General features: G+C 68.6%; 19 protein-coding genes. 5 read left to right on the forward strand and 14 right to left on the reverse strand.

What is annotated here, in order from left to right:
• Positions 1–200: 200 nt before the first annotated feature.
• The gene (locus AC3WRI_RS28770; RefSeq protein ID WP_010809377.1) at positions 201–707 is read left to right on the forward strand and encodes a GNAT family N-acetyltransferase; all 507 of its coding nucleotides are present in this window, start codon (positions 201–203) and stop codon (positions 705–707) included.
• Between the two features lie 11 nt (positions 708–718).
• Here AC3WRI_RS28770 and AC3WRI_RS28775 read toward each other — a convergent pair whose 3' ends face one another.
• Both AC3WRI_RS28775 and AC3WRI_RS28780 read right to left on the reverse strand, forming a co-directional pair.
• Positions 719–3,061 (reverse strand): cytochrome P450/oxidoreductase, encoded by a 2,343-nt coding sequence (locus AC3WRI_RS28775; protein WP_492294566.1) that lies wholly within the window; start codon positions 3,059–3,061, stop codon positions 719–721.
• Positions 3,062–3,132: 71 nt separating this feature from the next.
• Positions 3,133–4,119 carry a Bug family tripartite tricarboxylate transporter substrate binding protein gene (locus tag AC3WRI_RS28780; RefSeq protein ID WP_492294568.1) on the reverse strand — a complete coding sequence of 329 codons (987 nt, stop codon included), beginning with the start codon at positions 4,117–4,119 and terminating at the stop codon, positions 3,133–3,135.
• Positions 4,120–4,300: 181 nt separating this feature from the next.
• Between AC3WRI_RS28780 and AC3WRI_RS28785 the strand changes: the two genes are divergently transcribed.
• Positions 4,301–5,137 (forward strand): IclR family transcriptional regulator, encoded by an 837-nt coding sequence (locus AC3WRI_RS28785; protein ID WP_011617123.1) that lies wholly within the window; start codon positions 4,301–4,303, stop codon positions 5,135–5,137.
• Between the two features lie 187 nt (positions 5,138–5,324).
• On the opposite strand, the gene AC3WRI_RS28790 is transcribed toward AC3WRI_RS28785, so the two are convergent.
• The 7 genes from AC3WRI_RS28790 to phnG are packed head-to-tail and all read right to left on the reverse strand — an operon-like array spanning position 5,325 to position 11,197.
• Positions 5,325–6,542, reverse strand: coding sequence for an alpha-D-ribose 1-methylphosphonate 5-triphosphate diphosphatase (locus tag AC3WRI_RS28790; protein ID WP_010809373.1), 1,218 nt, complete (start codon positions 6,540–6,542; stop codon positions 5,325–5,327).
• Between the two features lie 24 nt (positions 6,543–6,566).
• Positions 6,567–7,295: a phosphonate C-P lyase system protein PhnL gene (phnL, locus tag AC3WRI_RS28795; protein ID WP_010809372.1), complete on the reverse strand. Its 729-nt coding sequence runs from the start codon at positions 7,293–7,295 to the stop codon at positions 6,567–6,569.
• A 5-nt stretch (positions 7,296–7,300) separates the two neighbouring features.
• Entirely contained in the window at positions 7,301–8,077 is a 777-nt protein-coding gene (gene phnK / locus AC3WRI_RS28800; RefSeq protein WP_010809371.1) for a phosphonate C-P lyase system protein PhnK, read from the reverse strand.
• Positions 8,074–8,976, reverse strand: coding sequence for an alpha-D-ribose 1-methylphosphonate 5-phosphate C-P-lyase PhnJ (locus AC3WRI_RS28805; protein ID WP_492294569.1), 903 nt, complete (start codon positions 8,974–8,976; stop codon positions 8,074–8,076). Before AC3WRI_RS28805 ends, phnK begins: the two co-directional genes overlap by 4 nt.
• Positions 8,973–10,091 carry a carbon-phosphorus lyase complex subunit gene (locus tag AC3WRI_RS28810; protein WP_439672715.1) on the reverse strand — a complete coding sequence of 373 codons (1,119 nt, stop codon included), beginning with the start codon at positions 10,089–10,091 and terminating at the stop codon, positions 8,973–8,975. Before AC3WRI_RS28810 ends, AC3WRI_RS28805 begins: the two co-directional genes overlap by 4 nt.
• A 1-nt stretch (position 10,092) precedes the next feature.
• Entirely contained in the window at positions 10,093–10,710 is a 618-nt protein-coding gene (gene phnH / locus AC3WRI_RS28815; RefSeq protein WP_010809368.1) for a phosphonate C-P lyase system protein PhnH, read from the reverse strand.
• A gap of 1 nt (position 10,711) precedes the next feature.
• Entirely contained in the window at positions 10,712–11,197 is a 486-nt protein-coding gene (phnG, locus tag AC3WRI_RS28820) for a phosphonate C-P lyase system protein PhnG (protein ID WP_010809367.1), read from the reverse strand.
• A 178-nt stretch (positions 11,198–11,375) separates the two neighbouring features.
• On the opposite strand from phnG, the gene phnF reads away from it, so the two are divergent.
• From phnF to phnN, 3 genes are all read left to right on the forward strand, one after another.
• Positions 11,376–12,110, forward strand: a complete 735-nt coding sequence (gene phnF / locus AC3WRI_RS28825; protein ID WP_011617126.1) for a phosphonate metabolism transcriptional regulator PhnF — start codon at positions 11,376–11,378, stop codon at positions 12,108–12,110.
• A gap of 130 nt (positions 12,111–12,240) precedes the next feature.
• Positions 12,241–12,966 (forward strand): DUF1045 domain-containing protein, encoded by a 726-nt coding sequence (locus AC3WRI_RS28830; RefSeq protein WP_439669069.1) that lies wholly within the window; start codon positions 12,241–12,243, stop codon positions 12,964–12,966.
• Positions 12,963–13,553 (forward strand): phosphonate metabolism protein/1,5-bisphosphokinase (PRPP-forming) PhnN, encoded by a 591-nt coding sequence (gene phnN, locus AC3WRI_RS28835; protein WP_010809364.1) that lies wholly within the window; start codon positions 12,963–12,965, stop codon positions 13,551–13,553. Before AC3WRI_RS28830 ends, phnN begins: the two co-directional genes overlap by 4 nt.
• 41 nt (positions 13,554–13,594) lie before the next feature.
• Here the strand turns inward: phnN and AC3WRI_RS28840 are convergent, their stop codons facing one another.
• The 5 genes from AC3WRI_RS28840 to phnC all read right to left on the reverse strand — a co-directional run bounded on the left by AC3WRI_RS28840 (position 13,595) and on the right by phnC (position 17,390).
• Positions 13,595–14,059, reverse strand: coding sequence for a GNAT family N-acetyltransferase (locus AC3WRI_RS28840; protein WP_011617128.1), 465 nt, complete (start codon positions 14,057–14,059; stop codon positions 13,595–13,597).
• Positions 14,056–14,592, reverse strand: coding sequence for a phosphonate degradation HD-domain oxygenase (locus tag AC3WRI_RS28845; protein ID WP_492294571.1), 537 nt, complete (start codon positions 14,590–14,592; stop codon positions 14,056–14,058). Before AC3WRI_RS28845 ends, AC3WRI_RS28840 begins: the two co-directional genes overlap by 4 nt.
• Positions 14,593–14,596: 4 nt before the next feature.
• Entirely contained in the window at positions 14,597–15,409 is an 813-nt protein-coding gene (phnE, locus tag AC3WRI_RS28850) for a phosphonate ABC transporter, permease protein PhnE (protein WP_010809361.1), read from the reverse strand.
• A gap of 78 nt (positions 15,410–15,487) precedes the next feature.
• Positions 15,488–16,480, reverse strand: coding sequence for a phosphonate ABC transporter substrate-binding protein (gene phnD / locus AC3WRI_RS28855; RefSeq protein WP_492294573.1), 993 nt, complete (start codon positions 16,478–16,480; stop codon positions 15,488–15,490).
• A 55-nt stretch (positions 16,481–16,535) separates the two neighbouring features.
• Entirely contained in the window at positions 16,536–17,390 is an 855-nt protein-coding gene (phnC, locus tag AC3WRI_RS28860; protein WP_011617129.1) for a phosphonate ABC transporter ATP-binding protein, read from the reverse strand.
• Between the last annotated feature and the right edge of the window lie 118 nt (positions 17,391–17,508).

Below are 17,508 nucleotides of genomic sequence, written 5' to 3' on the forward strand. Positions count from 1 at the left end.
CAGCGGGGGCAGGGCGCATGACGCAACGGGAACAGGATTGCATGGAGTTCGCGCTGCTACTTTAGCCTTGGCGCCTTGCCGCCGTTGTCAGGCGTTGTCCTACGGCGCAACGGTGGCTTGCCTTGGCGGCCGCGGCATGCCAGTGAAGGAGAGCGTAGAATCCGGGTCGCCAAGACCTGATCGAAGTCCCGAGTCCCGCCATGTCCGTGCAGATCCGCCCAGAAGCACCGTCCGACGCCGACGCCATTGCCCGGCTGACCACTGCCGCCTTCCTGACGGCGCCGCATACCAGCCACACCGAGGCGTTCGTGGTCAATGCGCTGCGCCGCGCCGGCCAGCTGACGGTGTCGCTGGTGGCACAGGCAGGCGATGAACTGGTGGGACACGTGGCGATTTCGCCGGTTACGGTCTCATCCGGCGCGACCGGCTGGTACGGACTGGGCCCGATCTCGGTGGCGCCGGACCTGCAGGGGCAGGGCATTGGCTCGCAACTGATGCGCGCGTCGCTGGACCAGCTGCGCCGCCTTGGCGCCGCCGGCTGCGTGGTGCTGGGCGATCCCGGCTACTACGGCCGCTTCGGCTTTGCCGCGCGGCCCGGGCTGGTGCTGGACGGCGTGCCACCCGAGTACTTCCAGGCACTGGCGTTCGACGGCGGCTATCCGGCGGGCAGCGTGCAATACCACGACGCCTTCAACGCCACCGCCTGACGGGCGGGCGCTCAGAGCTCCAGCACCAGCCGGCCGCCGCCACAGGCGCGCGAGCAGCACGCCATCATGCGCTGGTTGGCCTCGCGCTCGCTGCGCGTGAGCACCACGTCGCGATGGTCGACCTGGCCGGCCAGCACGCGCACCTCGCAGGACCCGCACAGGCCTTCCTCGCAATCGCTCTGCACATCGATATTGGCGCCGCGCAGCGCGCTCAGCAGGGTCTGGCCGGCCGGGACTTCCATGACCAGGCCGGAGTCCTTCAGCTCGACGGAAAAGGGCAGTTCCTTCGACGCATCCAGCGTGCCCAGCTTCGATACGAAGTGCTCCACTCGCAGCGCATCTTCCGGCCACGCCGCGCAGCTCTCGGCCAGCGCATCCAGCATGCGCTGCGGGCCGCAGGCGTAGATCTGGGTGCGCGGGTCCGGCCGCGCCAGCAGCTTGCCGAAGTCGGCGCGCTGGCCTTCATCGCTGGCGTGGACGTGCAGCCGCGCACCGTGCAGGGCCTGCAGTTCATCCAGCATCGCCATCGCCTGGCGCGAACGGCCGCAGTAGTGGAATTCGTAGTCGATGCCAAGCGCACGGGCGCGCCGCGCCATCGCGCTGACCGGCGTGATGCCGATGCCGCCGGCGATAAAGATCGCGCGTCCGCAGCCTTCATCGAAGCGGAAGTGATTGCGCGGCCCGCGGATGCGCAGGCGGTCGCCGGCCTGGACGCTGCCATGCACCCAGGCCGAGCCGCCGCGGCTGTCGGGGTCGCGCAGCACGGCAATTTCCAGCGCCCCGGTGTCGTCCGGATCGCCGCACAGCGAATACTGGCGCGACAGCCCGGTATCGCCGCATTCCACGTCGATATGCGAGCCCGGCGCCCAGCGCGGCAGCGGCTTGCCGTCAGGCGCCGCCAGCCGCAGCCGGACCACGCCGTCGGCGGCGGGCGTGACGCGCTCGACCACCACCGTGCGGGCGATGGTGTGCGCGGACGGTTCGCCGATGCGCACCGGCTGGTGCACCTCGAGCAGGGCCGGGTCGCGGCGCTCGGGGTTCTGCGCGGGGTCCCATTCCACCAGCAGGTGCTCAGGGCCGCGGAACGAGGTGTTGGGCACATAGGTGAAGGTCTGCTCGGCCAGGCGCATATGCGGCAGCCGGCGTGTCAGCTCCTCCAGGAAGACCTGCATCTCCATGCGCGCCAGGTTCTTGCCCATGCACTGGTGCGAGCCGTAGCCAAAGGTCAGCTGTTCGCTGGCGTTGTCGCGGCGGATATCGAACAGGTCGGCATCGGCGAAATGGCGCTCGTCATGGTTTGCCGAAGACGTGACGATCAGCAGCTTGCTGCCCGCCGGCAGGCGGATGCCGCCGACCTCGGCGTCGCGCGTCACCAGCCGCCGCCATGCGGCGACGGAGCCGTTGTGGCGCAGGCATTCTTCCACCGCGTTGGGGATCAGCGATGGGTCGTCGCAGATCTCGCGCCATGCATCCGGATGCTGCAGCAGCAGCTTGATGGCATTGGCCGAGGCGTTGGCGGTGGTCTCGTGCGCGGCGACGATGCCGGCCATCATCATCGAATGCAGGTAGGAGTCGGTGACGACATCGGGCAGTTCTTTCTGCTTGCGCAGGCCGTACTGCATCCAGCCCGGGCCGGACGGGTCCTCGCGCATCTTGTCCAGGATGCGGCCCGCCAGCTGCCAGAAATTGCCCACGGCATGCGCCACCGCCACCTGTTCCTCCGGCTTCGGCCGGCCCCAGGTGTTGACGGTATGGGCGATGGAGTACTGGCGCAGCAGGTCCATGTCCTCTTCGGGCACGCCCAGGAAATGCAGGGCCACGGTCAGCGGCACTTCCCACAGCATCTGGTCGACCAGGTCGGCGCGGCCATCGCCGATAAAGCGGTCGACATACTCGCGCGCCAGGCGGCGCACCAGCGGCTCATGGTGCGCCAGTTCCGCGGGCGTGAAGGGCGCCATCAGCGCGCGCCGGCGCGGCATGTGGGCGGGCTCGTCCTCGTTGACCAGCGTGCGGTTCATGGCATAGCCGTAGGAGGCCAGCACGGCATTGGCCTCGTCGCCGGTGGGCGTGATCTTCTCCAGCGCGATTGACGGGCTGAAGGTCAGGTTGTCGCGGAAGATCGCCTTGATGTCTTCATAGCGCGTGACCACCCAGTAGCCCAGCCTGGGGCTGTAGAACACCGGCTCCTGCTCGCGCGACCAGCGCACGTATTCGGGCGGATCCTGCTGGTAGCCGTCGCCGAAGGGATCGAATTGCGTCGCGTTGTGGCTGACCGGACAGCCGTTGGGCGCGGTCAAGGCGCTGTGGTCGATCGGGCAGCCGCTGCGCGGGGCGCTGGGGGAGGGGTTGGCCATGCTGCGTACTCCTGGCGAAAAACAGGGCCGTCCGGTCAGGGCCGGACGGCCATTCGGTGTTGCGGCCGGACTCAATTGTCCAGCGTGATCTTCAGGTCGCGGATCAGCTTGGTCCAGCGGGTGGACTCGCTGCGCAGCAGCTCGCTGAACTGAGCCGGCGAGTTGCCGACCGGCTCAACGCCGAAGTCCACCAGCCGCTTGTTGACAGCGGGCTCGCGGATTGCCGCGACCACATCCTTGTTCAGCGTGTTGACCACCTCCGGCGGCGTGCCGGCCGGCACCACCATGCCCACCAGCGCGGCGGCTTCCACGCGCGGGTAGCCCAGTTCGGCAAAGGTCGGCACGTCGGGCAGCTGCGGCAGCCGGGTGGCATTGGCCACCGCCAGCGGCCGGACCTTGCCGCCCTTGATAAAGCCGGCGCCGGCAGCGTAGTCCACCATCATCGCCACCACCTGTCCGGCGGCCACGTCCGACAGCGCCGGCGCGGCGCCGCGGTAGGGGGCATGCGTCATCGACAGGCCGGCTTCCACCTTCAGCAGCTCCATTGCCAGGTGGTGCGGGCTGCCCGCGCCGGCCGAGCCGTAATTGATGCCGCCCTGGGTGGCCTTGGTCTGGGCGATGAATTCCTTGGCGCTCTTGACCGGGCTGGCCGCGCCGACCACCAGGATCATCGGGAAGCGGCCCAGCAGCGTCACCGGAGCCAGGTCCTTGCCAGGGTTGTAGGAGAGCGATTTGTACAGCACCGGGTTGAACACCAGCGTGCCGTTGTCGGCCGACAGCACGGTATAGCCGTCGGCGGCCGAGCGCGCCGTCTCGGCCGCGCCGATGGCGGTATTGCCGCCCGGCTTGTTGTCCACCACCACCGGCTGGCCGACCTTGGCCGACAGCCCCTGGCCGATGGTGCGCGCCAGGAAGTCCGAGCCGCCGCCGGCGGCGTAGGGGACGATCCAGCGGATCGGCTTGGCAGGGTAGGCGTCGACGGCATGCGCGGGGGCGGCGGCCAGCATCGGCAGGGCCAGCGCGCCGATGGCCAGGCGCTTGAAGTTGAGGCGGGGCATGGGGGCTTGTCTCCTTGTTGGTCAGCCCGGTGTATGGCACCGGTGTTTCTATTTCGCGTAAATCATATACGCATTGCGTAATGATTGAATGCGGGTTAACCTTGAACTGTCCTGCGGCGGCCGCATGGCTTGATCCGCCTTCCATGTGATGACCGCTCAACGTTTGCCGGATCTTCCCGCCATGCCCCGACCGAAAGCTGCCCAACCTCCGATCGAACCCGCCGACGCGCCCCGCACGCGCGAACGCCGCCAGCGCGTGCAATCGGCGGTCACCGGCATGGCCGTGCTCAAGGGACTGGCCCGGCTGGGCGGACGCGCCAGCCTGACCGCGCTGGCCGCGCATATCGACGAAAGCCCGGCCAAGGTGCACCGCTACCTGGTCAGCCTGGTGGAAGAGGGGCTGGTGGCGCAGGAGACGGGCACGCAGCAATACCACCTGGGCTTCGAGGCGCTGCAGATCGGCATGGCGGCGATGCGCCAGGCCGACCCGATCCGGCTGGCCGAAGCCTCGCTGGTACGCCTGCGTGAAGCGCTGGAGGTGACCTGCTTTGTCGCGGTGATGGGCAACAAGGGGCCGACCATCATGCGCTTTGAGGAACCGGGTTTGCCGGTGACGGTGAATGTGCGCGCGGGCTCGGTGATGCCATTGCTGTGGTCGGCCACCGGGCGCGTGTTCCTGGGCCTGCTCGATGAAAAGCGCGTGCATGCCCAGGCCGAGGAGGAGCTGGCCGCGGCAAGTCCGGCGCGGCTGGCGTTGCTCGATGGCAAAGACCCCATCGGCGCGCTGCGCCGCGCGGTGCAGGCCGACGACTGCGCCTGGGTGCGCGACACCAACCTGACCGGCATCAGCGCCGTGGCGGCGCCGGTGCGCGACTACACCGGGCGCGTCTGCGCAGTGCTGACGGCGCTGGGCGCCACCGGCGGCTTTGATCCCGCCATCGACGGGCCCATCGGCAGCGCCGTGCGGCGCGAGGCGCGCGCGGTCAGCACGGCGCTGGGGTTCAACCCCGGGGCCTGATCCGATCGCTCAGCGGGTGAAGCCGCCATCGGCCAGCAGCGAACGGCCGTAGCCAGCGCTACTGTGTTGCCGGCCTGACCGGACGCAGGCTCGTACAAGCGATGACCGAGATTGCGCTCGATTTCCTGTTCAGATCAGCAGTCTGGCGGAGGCGCAGCGGAATTTTACGAATCCGGGCCAATCCTCCTTATGCCACCTCGCGCAGCGCGGTTTCGCGCGGCATGGCAGCATCGCCAACGTGCCGCACCGACGGATACCCCGCCGCAAACACCAGCCTCCCGCCAGACCAGGTATGCGTGACCATCGGCTGGCCTGCCACGCCGGACACGGCGATCACGTCCGCGCGCAGCCCCGGCGCCAGGCGCCCGCGGTCGTCCAGCAGGCAGGCGTCGGCCGGATTGACGGTGACCAGCGCCAGCGCCTGGTTCAGCGGCAGGTCGGCCAGGCGCGCGGCGGCATACGCGGCGGCGATCAGCGTGGACGGCTGGTAGTCCGAGCACAGGATGGTGCCCACGCCGGCGTGAATGGCGTCGATGGCGCGCATCGAGCCGCTCTGGCTCTTGCCGCGCAGCACGTTGGGCGCGCCCAGGATGGTCGGCAGCGCCTGGGCGCACGCGGCTTGCGCGGTTTCCAGGTTGATCGGGAACTCGCTCATGCGCACGCCCAGCGCGCGCATGGCGGCGATGCGCTGCGGCGAATCGTCGTCATGGCTGGCGGTGGGGATGCCCAGCGCATGCGCCCTGGCCACCAGCCGGTTGACACGCTCATGCGCGCCTTCCAGCGCGGCGGCCTTCTTGTCGGCCGCATCGGCGGCTTGCTCGCGGCTCATGCCGTGGTTGCCCATCATGTAGGCCAGGTAGGCATCCATGGTCTTGAACTGGCCCTGGCCCGGCGAGTGGTCCATCACGGACAGCAGGTCGACCACGCCCTCGGCCATCAGGGATTCCAGCACCGGCACGGCGCTGGAATCGGTGACTTCGTAGCGGCAATGGATGCGGTTGTCGACCAGGCTGTGGCGGCGATACGCGGCCAGGGTGCGCACCAGCGTGGCCGCGGTATCGACATTGCGCACGCCGAACTGGTTGCCCGCGAACGACAGCGCGTGGTACGGCGTGGTGATGCCGGCCGCGGCGTTGCGGCGGTCGACCTGAGCCACGGCAAAGTCCAGTGGGAACAGCACGCTGGCGCGCGGTTCGACTTCCTTCTCGATGGCGTCGCAATGCACGTCGACCAGGCCCGGCATCACGGAGTGGCCATGCAGGTCGATCACGGTGGCGTGGGTGGGGACCGCTGCGGGTGCCGGTTCGATGGCGGCGATGCGACCATCTTCGATCAGCAGCGCGCTGTCGTGCAGCACGCGGTCCGGCAGCACCAGGGTGGCGTGCGTCAGGTAGGTAGCAGACATGTCCGGCTCCGTTCTGGGATCAAATCAGGCAAGGGCGCTAGCGGGTTGCAGCGGCAGCAGGCGCGTGGCCACGGCATCGCGCACGGCTTCATCGTGGAAGATGCCGATCAGCGCGCGGCCTTCGGCCAGGGCCTCGCGGATCAGCTCGACCACCACGGCGCGGTTGTCGGCGTCCAGCGAGGCGGTGGGCTCGTCCAGCAGCAGGATCGGGTGGCCGCCGATCAGCCCGCGCGCGATGTTCACGCGCTGCTGCTCGCCGCCGGAGAAAGTGGCCGGAGGCAGGTCCCACAGCCGGCGCGGCAGGTTCAGCCGTGCCAGCAGTTCTGCCGCGCGGGCGCGGGCCTCCTCATGGCTGGCGCCGCGCTGCTGCAGCGGATCGGCCACCACGTCGAGCGCGCCGACGCGCGGAATCGCGCGCAGGAACTGGCTGACATAGCCGATCACGTCGCGGCGCAACTTCAGCACGCGTTGTTCTGGGGCGTGGGTCAGCTCGACCCACGGCTCGCCCTCGGCGCTGGTATCGCGCAGGCGGATGCTGCCTTCGGTGGCCAGGTAGTTGCCGTACAGGCAGCGCAGCAGCGTGCTCTTGCCGGTGCCGGAGGGCCCGGACAGCACCAGGCATTCGCCGCGGGTGGCATCGAAATCCATCGCGCGCAGCACCGGCAGGCGGATGCCGCCCTGGTTGTGCAGCGTAAACATCTTGCCGAGGCCGCGGACCTCGACCAGTTTCTGGGGGTGGTGTTCTGCGTGCATCGTCGTCAGCCCTGCAGGATGGAAGAGACCAGCAACTGCGTGTACGGGTGCTGCGGGTCGTCGAGGATCTGGTCGGTCAGGCCTTGCTCCACCACGCGGCCGCCTTGCATGACCAGCGTGCGGTGCGCGAGCAGGCGCGCCACGGCCAGGTCGTGCGTGACCAGCACGGCGGCGAGGCCCAGGTCCGCCACCAGGCGGCGCAGCAGGTCTAGCAGGCGGGCCTGCACCGACACGTCCAGCGATGCGGTGGGCTCGTCCATGAACACCAGGCGCGGGTGCGTGACCAGGTTGCGCGCGATCTGCAAACGCTGCTGCATGCCGCCGGAGAAGGTGCCGGGCACGTCGTCCAGCCGGGCCAGGTCGATCTCCATCTTCTCCAGCCAGGTGCCGGCGACCTCGCGCAGGTTGCCGTAGTGGCGCTCGCCCACGGCCATCAGGCGCTCGGCGATATTGGCGCCGGCGCTGACCTGCATGCGCAGGCCGTCGCGCGCATGCTGGCGCACGAAGCCCCAGTCGGTGCGGGCCAGCAGCCGCAGGCGCGCGCTGGACAGCGTGGCCAGGTCGGTCAGGCCGGACTCGCGCATGTCGTAGCTGACGCTGCCGCGCTGCGCCGGCGCCTGCATCGACAAGGCCTGCAGCAACGTACTCTTGCCGGAGCCCGATTCGCCAACCACGCACAGCACCTCGCCCGGGTACAGGTCGAAGCTGACGTCATGGCAGCCGTGCAGGCCGTCCCAGGTGCGCGTCAGGTTGCGCACCGACAGCAGCGGGGTGGCGCTCATCGGGCACCTCCGGCAGCGGCCTTGACGGCCTGGGCCGCCTGGCGGTCGGCGCAGTATTCGGTGTCGGAGCACACGAACAGTCGCGTGCCGGCGTCATCGGTGATGATCTCGTCCAGGTAGCTGTCGGCAGCGCCGCACTGGGCGCAGCAGCTGGACCACTTTTCCACCGTGAAGGGATGGTCGGCGAAGTCCAGGCTCCTGACCGCGGTGTACGGCGGCACGGCATAGACGCGCTTCTCGCGCCCGGCGCCGAACAGCATCAGCGCGGGGCTGCGGTCGAGCTTGGGATTGTCGAACTTGGGGATCGGCGACGGCCGCATCATGTAGCGCTGGTTGACGATCACGGGGTAGTCGTAGGTGGTGGCGATATGGCCGTGATGCGCGATGTCCTCATACAGCTTGACGTGCATCGCGCCGTACTCGGCCAGTGCGTGCATGGTGCGGGTCTCGCCCTCGCTCGGCTCCAGCCAGCGTAGCGGCTCGGGGATCGGCACCTGGAACACCATGGTCTGGCCCGCGTGCAACGGCGTTTCCGGAATCCGGTGACGGGTCTGGATGATGCTGGCCTCCGCGGTGCGCTCGGTGGTCTGCACGCTGGTGACGCGGCCGAAGAAGCGGCGGATATTGATGGCGTTGGTGGTGTCGTCCGAGCCCTGATCGATCACCTTGAGCACATCATCCTTGCCGATGATCGCGGCCGTCACCTGGATGCCGCCCGTGCCCCAGCCATAGGGCAGCGGCATTTCGCGGCTGCCGAAGGGTACCTGGTAGCCGGGAATCGCCACGGCCTTGAGCAGCGCGCGGCGCAGCATCCGCTTGGTCGACTCGTCCAGGTAGCCGAAGTTGTAGTGGTCATCGCGGGCAATGCCCGTTGCCATGGTGGTGTCGGGGGTGGTCATGCCAGCGTCTCCTCTTGCGGTTGCGCCTGCACGGTAGCGGTCACGGCGCCATCTTGTTCCGCACGCAGCCGGCGCAGCAGTTCGAGGTTGGCCTGGAAGTCCACGTAGTGGGGCAGCTTCAGGTGCTGCACGAAGCCGGAGGCCTCGACGTTGTCGCTGTGGTACAGCATGAATTCGATATCGTTGGCCGGGGCGTCGGCGGCCTCGCCCAGTTCTTCGGCGCGCATGGCGCGGTCAGCCAGCGCCATCGACATGGCCTTGCGCTCGTTGTAGCCGAACACCAGCCCGTAGCCGCGCGTGAAGCGCGGGGCTTCGTCGGCATTGCCGGCGAACTGGCTCACCATCTGGCATTCGGTCAGCTCGATCTCGCCGATGGTGACGGCGAAGCCAAGCTCTTCCACGAACAGTTCGACCTCGGCCGCGCCGTAGCGGATCTCGGCCGCGAACGGGTGCGAGTTGCCGTAGCCGCGCTGGGTGGAATAGCCCATCGACAGCAGGAAACCCTCATCGGCGCGCGCCAGGTTCTGCAAGCGCGCGGCGCGGTTGGCGGGGAAGCTCAGCGGCTCGCGCGTCAGGTCGGGCGGCGTGGGGTCGCCCGCGGGAATCTGGTCGGCTTCGACCAGTTCATCCGCTTCCAGCAGGCCGGTCACGCGCGGCATGCTGGCGGCGAGGGGTTCGGGCGAGGGCGGCAGCGGCTCGGGGTCGCGGCCGGCTTCGAGCGTGAAATCCAGCAGGCGCTGGGTGTAGTCGTAGGTCGGCCCCAGCACCTGGCCGCCCGGCACGTCCTTGAACGTGGACGAGATCCGGCGCTGCAGGCGCATCGCGCCGGTATCCACCGGCTGGGTATAGCCGAAGCGCGCCAGCGTGGTGCGATAGGCGCGCAGCAGGAAGATCGCCTCGATCTGGTCACCGGCGGCCTGTTTCAGGGCCAGCGCGGCCAGGTGCGGGTCGTACAGCGAGCCCTCGGCCATCACGCGCGACACCGCCAGCGGCATCTGTTCGCGGATCTGCGCCAGCGTGAGTTCCGGCACCGCGGTATCGCCGCGGCGGTAGGCATCGAGCATCCGGTAGGAATTGAGGATGGCGCGCTCGCCACCTTTGACGGCTACATACATGTCAGTCCTCCACCAGCGTGGTGCGCGTCAGCGCGCAGAATCGGTCGCCGCTGGCCAGCAGCAGGTCCACGCCGAGCGGGAAGCCGGCGTTGTTGGCGCGCCAGCCGGCGCGGAAGTCCGCGGGCAGCCCCGCCACGCGCAGCACCTGCGTGGTTTCGATGCCGGGGCCGCGCAGCGTGAGGGTGTCGCCTTCGGCAAGCGAGGCCACCTCCACCAGCAGCGTGGCCGAGCGGTCGGGGAAGGCCGGGTCGCCTTGCGCGCAATCCGCCAGTGCCGGTACGGCATAGCCGGCGGGCACGCAGACAAAGGCGGCGGTGCCGACATCGTCGGTCAGCGGGCAGCCGCAATGGAAGCGCAGGAACGCGCGCGCCGCGGCGGGCACGCCGGCAGGCAGCCAGACCGGGGTATCGGGATCGGCCAGCGTCAGCAGCAGCGCCGCCAGCGCGGGCGACAGGCCGCCGGGCAGGCCGCTGGCCACGGGCAGCGTCTGCAGCCGGCCCGGATGGGCAAACGCCTGCAGCGCGGCGCGGAAGACCTGCTGGGCGTCGTCGACCGGGTTGTTGAAACCCGGCAGCAGCGAGGCGGCCGGGGCGGACAGGATCGGTTGCATGGCAGTCATTTCAGTCCTCTCCCCGGACCATGGTGAAGAACTCGACGCGGGTCTGGGCGACGGTGGCTGCTGCGTGTGCGGCGCGCTGCGCCTGCGTGCTTGCCAACGGCGCCAGCACGAACTCCTGCACGCGCTGGTGCCAGGCCGGGCGTTGCAGCAGCGCGTCCAGCACCGCGGCCTGTTCGGCGTGGCGGGCGCTGCGGCCCTGGATATAGGCCACGCCTGCAGCGGCCCCGGCAGCGCCGTCTTCCAGCACGACCGCGCAGCGCGTGACCGTGATTTCCCCCAGGTTGAACTGGGCACCGGTACCGCCTGCGCGGGCCCGGACCATGGCCATGCCGGACTCCGGCTTGCGCAGCAGCCGGTAGGCCGGCAGCGCTTGCGCCTGGCCAAGCCGCTGGTAAGCGCCGTCGAGCGCGTCGGCGGGCGCCGTCGCCAGGATCCGGAGCCAGGCGGCGCGGGCGGCATGGGCCTGCGCGGTTTCGCTTTGCATCATCACCCCTATACGTCTATACGTTTAGATGTCACTGCTTGAACACGCAGCTACTAGACCACAGGCAGATGAACGTTTCATGACGGGGCGGGGCATTGCTCGGGCACCCCGCCATGGCGGCGCGGTTGAGGCACAATCGCATGGCAATGGTGAACGCTTGATGACAAGAGGGCAGCGCGAGATGTCTGATCGAGAAGTGGAACGGGGTTCCGGCGTGGCGGTATGGCGCCAGATTGGCGAGGCGCTGGCGGACGACATCCGCAAGAAGCTGTACCTGCCCGGCGAACAGCTGCCCCCTGAGCCTGAACTGGCCACGCGCTTCGCGGTCAACCGCCACACCATCCGCCGCGCCATGGGCGAGCTGGAGTTGAGCGGCCTGGTGCGGATCGAGCAGGGCCGCGGCACCTTCGTGCAGGAGCATGCGATCGACTACGCGATCGGGCGCCGCACGCGCTTCTCGCAAAACCTGGCCGCGCAGGGCATGCGCGGACATGCCGAGATCATCGACAGCCAGGTGGTGCGCGCGCCGGAAGTGGCAAAGCAACTGGGCCTGGCGCGCACGGCGGAGATCCTGCACGTGCAGATGATCGGCAAGGCCGAAGAGCGCACCATCGACGTTGCCGAGCATTACTTTGACCTCAAGCGCTTCCCGGGCATCGACGAGGTGCTGCGCGCCAGGCAATCGGTATCGCGCGCGCTGGCGCATTTCGGCATTGCCGACTACACGCGCAAGTGGTCGCGCATCACGGCGGCCATGCCCAGCGCCCCGGTGGCGCGCCTGCTGAACCAGCCGAAGACGCGCCCGGTGCTGCAGGTGGAGGCGCTGAACGTTGATATCGACGGGGCGCCGGTGCAGTACAGCGTGGTGCGGTTTGCGGGGGACTGGGTGCAGCTGACGGTTTCCGACAGTGATTGAGGCGGAGCGACGTGGCATTGGTCTAGACATCCGGCTGTCATCTGCCTGCGCTAAGGTGTCTGCGGTCCAGACCACAAAACCAGGGCAGACGCCGCCGCCGGGCGCCGGGCGCCGCTGGTAACCTTGCCGCATGACCTTGCCAGCGCACCGTTACGCCATCTACCTGGCGCCCTCAGATCCGTTCCGCACGTTTGGCAGCCAGTGGCTCGGCCGCGACGCCGATACCGGCGCCGCCATGCCCGCGCCGGCGGGCATGGCGGCGGCGCCCGACGAATGGGTCAAGGCCCCGGCGCGCTACGGCCTGCATGCCACGCTGAAGCCGCCGTTCCGGCTTGTGCAGGGCAGCAACGGGCCGATGCTCGACGCCGCTGCGCGTGACTTCGCGCGTGGCCGCGAGGCATTCGACGCACCGCTGGCGCTGTGTGCGCTGCGGGGTTTTGTGGCATGGTGCCTGGCCGATGGCGGATCGCCACCGATGCAGGCGCTGGCCGATGCCTGCGTACTGGCATTCGAGCGCTTCCGCGCGCCGCCTACGGCCGAAGAACTCGGCCGGCGCAAACCGGACCAGTTGACCGACGAAGAGCGCCGCATGCTCGACGCATGGGGCTACCCGTATGTATTCGGTACCTTCGTCTTCCATATCACGCTGACTGGCATGCTTGATACTGCCGGCCAGCGCGCCGCCCTCGAGCGCCTGGGGGCCGCGAGCGGCAAGCTGCTGCAGGCGCCGCTTCATGTGGACGGGATCAGCGTATTCGTGCAGCCGGAGCCGGGCGACGACTTTATCGTTGCCCGCCACTACGGATTCAACGGCAGCACCACCGACGGCGCCGGCGCGGCGTACCTGGACGCATGAACGCACATGGCGCGGCCGACGGACACGGCCTGTTCTACCTGATGGGGCCGTCCGGCAGCGGCAAGGACTCGCTGCTGCGCGCGCTGCGCGAACGCCTCGGGCCGGACCACCGCATCGTCATCGCGCATCGCTATATCACCCGCGAGGCCGATGCCAACGAGGCCTCCGTTGCGCTGACCACGGATGAGTTCCGGCGCCGCCAGGCGCTCGGCTGCCTGGCGCTGGACTGGCACAGCCACGGGCTCCATTACGGCATCGGCATCGAGATCGAGCAGTGGCTGGCCAGGGGGCTGACGGTGATCGTCAATGGCTCGCGCGAGTACCTGCCCCAAGCCGTAGCGCGCTACCCGAAGCTGTGCGCCGTGCATGTGCGCGTCCGGCCGGAGGTGCTGGCCACGCGGCTGCGCCAGCGTGGCCGCGAGTCGGAAGAAGCGATTGCCCGGCGCCTGGCGCGCGCGGCGCAGGCCTTCACCGTGCCGGCAGGGTGCCGCCTGGTCGAGTTCGACAATAGCGGCGCCCTGGAAACCGCGGCGGAGGCGTTCGCGCGGCTGGTTGGGGCTACCTCCGATAGCGCAACATTAAGCTGATAAGGCCGTGCCGAAGCGAAGCTTCCGGCACGGCCTTGCCATCAGAGTTCGATGCTGAAACTGATGCCGTGCTCGGTGAACCCGAGCCGGCGATAGAACTGGTGGGCCTGCAGGCGCCGCGCGTTGGACGACAGCACCAGCTTGGCCGCCCCGGCCTCGCGGGCCAGGCGCATCGCTTCGCGCATCATCGCCTTGCCGACGCCCCTGCCGCGCGCGGACGGCGCCACCACCACGGCCTCGACAATGGCCTCGGGACGCCCGTCGTGGACCATCACGGGAAATACCAGCAGGCTGAAGGTGCCCAGCGGCACCTCGTCCTCGTCCACCATCATGTAGCAGCGGTAGTCCGGATAGCGGCGCATGGTCGCGTAGCGCTCGCGCATGGTGGCCAGCGGCAGCGGCGCTTCATCGTCCATCGCGGCCAGCAGCGCGGACAGGTGCCGCAGTTCCGCGTCGGAACCGCGCACTTCACGCAGGGTAAGCACGGCTTCAGCGATGGTGTTCATGCGCCAGTCCGCGCGCAACGCGCGGCCATGTCCAGGTAGTGCGCCAGCCGCGGCGTGGCCAGGCCGACCACCTTGGCCAGGTCGTCGTAGCGGCGCAGGCGCACCGCGGCAGCGGCGTGGCGGCTGGCGGTGAACGCTTCGGCCTGTGCGGCGCCGAACGGACCGCCTTGCAGCGCCAGGCTTTGCGCTGAAGCCGGTGACAAGGTGGCGAAGTACGCCGGATCGGCCGCGCACAGATAGCGCTTGGCCGCTACGTGCAGCCGCACGGGTTCTGTCACTTCGTCACCGAACAGTTCTGCCAGCGCATCGGCGGCGGCCTCCTGGTGGCGCATGTCGGTGGTGGTGCTTTCGGCCAGCAGCAGGTGGCCAACGTCGTGGAGCAGGGCCGCGACGATCAGCGGCTTGGGCTCGCCGGCCTGCTCGGCCAGTTGCGCGCACTGCAGCGCGTGCGCGGTCTGGCTGATGGCTTCGCCGCCGTACCAGGCATTGCCATGGTCGGCAAACAGCGTTTCGATGCGGGACAGGTTCAGCATGATGTCAGACCAGTACCTTGCGGATTTGTGCGGAGATGATGTCGATGGCCGAGACGAACAGGATGATGATGATCATCACGGCACAGGTCTGCCCATACTGGAAGCTGCGGATGATCTCCCACAGCACGGTGCCGATGCCGCCGGCGCCGACGATGCCAACCACCGAGGCCGAGCGCACGTTGGACTCGAAGCGGTACAGCGCGAACGACAGCCACAGCGGCAGCACTTGCGGAATCACTCCATAGACGATCTCCTCGATCGGGCCGGCGCCGGTGGCGCGCACGCCTTCCACCGGGCGCGGGTCGATGGCCTCGACGGCTTCGGCGAACAGCTTGGCCAGCACGCCGGTGGTGTGGATCCAGATCGCCAGCACGCCGGCAAACGGGCCCAGACCGACGGCCACGATGAACAGCATGGCGAACACCATCTCATTGATGGCGCGGCAAGCGTCCATGATGCGGCGTGCGGGCTGGTAGGCCCACGCCGGGACGATATTGGCCGAGCACAGCAGGCCCAGCGGCACCGCCATCACCACGGCCAGGGCGGTGCCCCACAGCGCGATCTGCACGGTGACGAGCATCTCGTCCAGGTAGTGCCGCCAGTCGCGGAAATCGGGCGGGAAGAAATCGGCGGCAAATTTCGCCATATTGTCCGAGTCGCGCAGCAGGTCCAGCGGGCGCATGTCGGCCCCCTGCCAGGACAGGGCGAGCATGGCCAGCAGGACTGCCCAGGTCAGCATCACGGCAAGGGAAGTGCGCGGCGGGCGCACGTTGCTTTGGGGCGTGGGAGGCAGGCCGGGCCTGGCGGTGACAGTCATGGGGAATCCGGAATCAAGCGGGGAACGAAAGCGATGCGGGGCCGGCGGCGGGGGGCCGCCGGCCTCGTCGGGATGGGCTTATTGCGTGCTGATGGCGTTGCCGGCGGCCTTGTCCAGCTCGGCCAGGCGGCGGGTCACCTCGGCCAGCCGCTTTTCCTTGTCGGCAGCGGCCAGGGTGGTGTCCGATTCGATCTTCGCCTTCTCGCGGACCAGTTCGATCTGGCGGATCGGCACCAGCTGCGCATCGCTGGCGGTGCGGAAGCCCTGGTAGGTCAGGGTGGCCAGCACCTGCTTTTCACGGGCGGCGTCTGCGCCCTTGCCGTAGTTGGCGAAGAAGGCCTGGATCTTCTTCTTCACCTCCGGCGGCAGGTCCTTGCGATAGACCATCGGATCGGCCGGGATCAGCGGCGACTTCCACAGCACCCGCACCTGGTCATAGGCGTTCTTGCCGGTGTTGATGCGATAGCGCTCCATGTTCTCGGTGTTGTTCACCGCCACATCGACCTGCTTGTTCAGCACCGACAGCAGGTTGGTCTCGTGGTTGCCGATGCGCACGGCCTTGAACAGCGTCTTGGGCTCGACCTTGTTGGCGGTCCACAGGTAGAAGCCCGGCACGGCCGTGCCCGAGGTGGAATTGGGGTCGCCGGCGCCGTAGCTGAGGTCCTTGCCGCGCTTGATCACGTCTTCGACGCTCTTCAGGTCGCTGTCCTTGTTGACGATCAGCACCGACCAGTAGCCCGGGTTGCCGTCCTTGTCGATCACCGAGGCAAAGACCTCGCCGTTGGCACGGTCCACGGCCTCCATGGCCGACTTGTTGCCGAACCAGGCGATCTGCACCTTGTTGAAGCGCATGCCCTCGATGATGCCGGCGTAGTCGGACGCAAAGAAGGGCTTGACGGGTACACCCAGCGTCTTGCTGAGATCGTCGATCAGCGGCTGCCAGGCGGACTTCAGGTTCGACGACGATTCGGTCGAGATAAAGCCGATGTTCAGGCTCTTGGCGTCCTGCGCGAAGGCGGGCAGGGCGACCACGCCCGAAGCCACGACGGCGAGAAAGGTTCTGCGAAGCATGGACAACTCCGGTGGGAAGCGGTTTTGGGATAAAGCGGTCTGGACAGGCGGCCGTTCAGGCGGCCGCCAGGTTCATCGTGACCATTGCCGGTGCCGGCATGGCCGCAGTGGATACGTCTTCGTCGGGCACGGAATCGAGCAGCAGCTCGTCGGCTTCGGTGCCGTAGAGATCGCGCAGCATGCCGGGCGTGAGCGCGGCTGAGGGGCCGTCATAGACCACCTTGCCGTGGCGCAGCGCCACCACGCGGGGGCAGTAGCGCATCGCCACGTCCACCTGGTGCAGCGACACCAGCACCGCGACCTTGCGCGTGCGGTTGATCTGCCTGAGCAGCGACATCACCCGGCGCGACGATTCCGGGTCGAGCGAGGCGATCGGCTCGTCGGCCAGGATCACGCTGGCGTTCTGCACCAGCGTGCGGGCGATGGCGGCGCGCTGCTGCTGGCCGCCCGACAGCGTCGAGGCCCGTTGAAACGCATAGTCGTCTATACCAACTTGCGCAAGCGCATCGAGCCCGCCCTGGACTTCATCGGCCTTGAAGATGCGCAGCAGGCTGCGCCACTTGGGCACACGGGCCAGCGTGCCGACCAGCACGTTGGTGATGACCGGAAGACGGCCCACCAGGTTGAACTGCTGGAACACAAACCCGATCTCGCCACGCACCTTGCGCACGTTGCGGGCCAGGCGGCCGTTGCGCTGCACATGGCGGCCGTTGACGAGGATTTCGCCGGCGCCGGCATCGCCCGTGATGAATCCGGCCACGTGGCGCAACAGCGTGGACTTGCCCGATCCCGATGCACCCAGCAGGGCGACCATCTCGCCTGGCGCGATGTGCAGCGTGACATCGTCAAGCGCCTTGCGGTCCGCGCGGAACGATTTGGAAAGCCCGCGGACTTCAATTGCGTGCGTCATGTCGACTCCCTGACGTGAATGACCTGCGCATTCTGGCCGGGGCGGATGACAGAACGATGACTTGAGCGGAAGGGGGGCTGAAACTGGTTGGCGGGGGGGGGGGGGGGGGGGGGGGGGG

This window comes from Cupriavidus sp. FW305-27 (assembly GCF_058787995.1).

What these genes read in the sequence shown, in the direction of transcription:
- AC3WRI_RS28845 (WP_492294571.1), bottom strand. Translation starts at nt 14,592, where the DNA reads ATGCTGAACCTGTCCCGCATCGAAACGCTGTTTGCCGACCATGGCAAT.
- phnC (WP_011617129.1), bottom strand. Translation starts at nt 17,390, where the DNA reads ATGACGCACGCAATTGAAGTCCGCGGGCTTTCCAAATCGTTCCGCGCG.
- phnN (WP_010809364.1), top strand. Translation starts at nt 12,963, where the DNA reads ATGAACGCACATGGCGCGGCCGACGGACACGGCCTGTTCTACCTGATG.
- AC3WRI_RS28810 (WP_439672715.1), bottom strand. Translation starts at nt 10,091, where the DNA reads ATGTATGTAGCCGTCAAAGGTGGCGAGCGCGCCATCCTCAATTCCTAC.
- AC3WRI_RS28830 (WP_439669069.1), top strand. Translation starts at nt 12,241, where the DNA reads ATGACCTTGCCAGCGCACCGTTACGCCATCTACCTGGCGCCCTCAGAT.
- AC3WRI_RS28785 (WP_011617123.1), top strand. Translation starts at nt 4,301, where the DNA reads ATGCCCCGACCGAAAGCTGCCCAACCTCCGATCGAACCCGCCGACGCG.
- phnH (WP_010809368.1), bottom strand. Translation starts at nt 10,710, where the DNA reads ATGACTGCCATGCAACCGATCCTGTCCGCCCCGGCCGCCTCGCTGCTG.
- AC3WRI_RS28790 (WP_010809373.1), bottom strand. Translation starts at nt 6,542, where the DNA reads ATGTCTGCTACCTACCTGACGCACGCCACCCTGGTGCTGCCGGACCGC.
- phnK (WP_010809371.1), bottom strand. Translation starts at nt 8,077, where the DNA reads ATGAGCGCCACCCCGCTGCTGTCGGTGCGCAACCTGACGCGCACCTGG.
- AC3WRI_RS28775 (WP_492294566.1), bottom strand. Translation starts at nt 3,061, where the DNA reads ATGGCCAACCCCTCCCCCAGCGCCCCGCGCAGCGGCTGCCCGATCGAC.
- phnL (WP_010809372.1), bottom strand. Translation starts at nt 7,295, where the DNA reads ATGCACGCAGAACACCACCCCCAGAAACTGGTCGAGGTCCGCGGCCTC.
- phnF (WP_011617126.1), top strand. Translation starts at nt 11,376, where the DNA reads ATGTCTGATCGAGAAGTGGAACGGGGTTCCGGCGTGGCGGTATGGCGC.
- phnD (WP_492294573.1), bottom strand. Translation starts at nt 16,480, where the DNA reads ATGCTTCGCAGAACCTTTCTCGCCGTCGTGGCTTCGGGCGTGGTCGCC.
- AC3WRI_RS28840 (WP_011617128.1), bottom strand. Translation starts at nt 14,059, where the DNA reads ATGAACACCATCGCTGAAGCCGTGCTTACCCTGCGTGAAGTGCGCGGT.
- phnG (WP_010809367.1), bottom strand. Translation starts at nt 11,197, where the DNA reads ATGATGCAAAGCGAAACCGCGCAGGCCCATGCCGCCCGCGCCGCCTGG.
- phnE (WP_010809361.1), bottom strand. Translation starts at nt 15,409, where the DNA reads ATGACTGTCACCGCCAGGCCCGGCCTGCCTCCCACGCCCCAAAGCAAC.
- AC3WRI_RS28770 (WP_010809377.1), top strand. Translation starts at nt 201, where the DNA reads ATGTCCGTGCAGATCCGCCCAGAAGCACCGTCCGACGCCGACGCCATT.
- AC3WRI_RS28805 (WP_492294569.1), bottom strand. Translation starts at nt 8,976, where the DNA reads ATGACCACCCCCGACACCACCATGGCAACGGGCATTGCCCGCGATGAC.
- AC3WRI_RS28780 (WP_492294568.1), bottom strand. Translation starts at nt 4,119, where the DNA reads ATGCCCCGCCTCAACTTCAAGCGCCTGGCCATCGGCGCGCTGGCCCTG.